This is a genomic window from Desulfovibrio sp. 1214_IL3152, from assembly GCF_036763055.1.
Lineage (GTDB): Bacteria > Desulfobacterota > Desulfovibrionia > Desulfovibrionales > Desulfovibrionaceae > Desulfovibrio.
In genome coordinates, this window is sequence record NZ_JBAIYW010000032.1 from 1 (window position 1) to 1,096 (window position 1,096).

Annotated in this window: 2 protein-coding genes; both read right to left on the minus strand. The window is 60.4% G+C overall.

Translation table 11 applies throughout. The annotated features are described in order from the left end of the window. Positions 1–471 (minus strand): NADH-quinone oxidoreductase subunit J family protein (locus tag V6C07_RS00670; RefSeq protein WP_333534437.1); only part of this gene is annotated, 471 nt, incomplete at its 3' end. Between the two features lie 105 nt (positions 472–576). Next, positions 577–1,096 (minus strand): NuoI/complex I 23 kDa subunit family protein (locus V6C07_RS00675; RefSeq protein ID WP_333534439.1); only part of this gene is annotated, 520 nt, incomplete at its 5' end.

Consider the following 1,096-nt stretch of genomic DNA (forward strand, 5'->3'; position numbering starts at 1 on the left):
TAGAGCCACCAGCAGCAGTACGCCGGCCACTTCAAGCGCAAGAAAATTGTGGGTAAACAGCTCACGGCTCAACGCCTTGGTGTGGGTCGCCTCCCGCAGTATCTCGTAGGGCCACACATCCTTGCCGCCGGCCCTGAAAAAGCGCAGGCCCCATAACAGCATGCCGCATAAGGCCGCGCCGATGGCGTAACCCACCCAGGGGTGCGGCACGAGGGCGGGCAGGCGCATCTCGCGCTTGAAGTTCACCAGAAAAACCACAAAAAGATACATGACAAGCACGGCCCCGGCGTAAACCACAATCTGCACCGCCGCCAGAAATTCGGCCTGAAGGGTCAGATAGACGGCGGCCATATGGACAAACAGCAGCAGCACCAGCAGTACGCAATGCACCGGATTGCGCAGCCTGATGGACAGGATGCCGCATACAATGATGACAACGGCGCAGTAAAGAAAGAAAATTTCGCCAAACACGTCTTCCACCTCCCGGAGTGGACTTGCGCATGCTTTTCCGGCAGTTCTGCCCTGTTCAAGCTGCATGACCCTGCAAAACAGCCCGGTCTTGCGGGCGGTTTTGCCCTATTCCGCCGTGTCCGCCGAAGCGGCCGTTGCCAGCCCCGTTACGGCAGCTTTTTGCCTGCCGGCAGTGCCGCGTACCGTTGTCTCATCATGGGCATGGGCCTCCAGCCAGTTTTGCCCCACCCACTGCTCCTGGCCGCTCCATTCCGCGCTCACGCGCTCCTGGCGTTTGGCGGCCGGCAAAAAACGCTGCAACGCATTGCGCGGACGGCTCAACGGGTTCACATACCCTTCCAGATTGCCCTTTTCCGCGGCAAATTCGTCCCAGTTGCGCAAAAGATGCGCCTCATCAAAGACAAATTCCTGCCGTGTGCGGCCCGCATAGGCGTAAATCTCGGTCAGCACAATGGCGTTGACCGGGCAGACTTCGGCGCAGTAGCCGCAGTAGATACACCGCAGGGCGTCAATGACATAGGCATCCACCTTGCGGCTGCCGTCCTCTTCCCTGTGGCTGCGGATACGAATGCAGTGCGAGGGACACACGCGGGCGCAGCGCATACAGGCCACGCAGCGGCTGCCG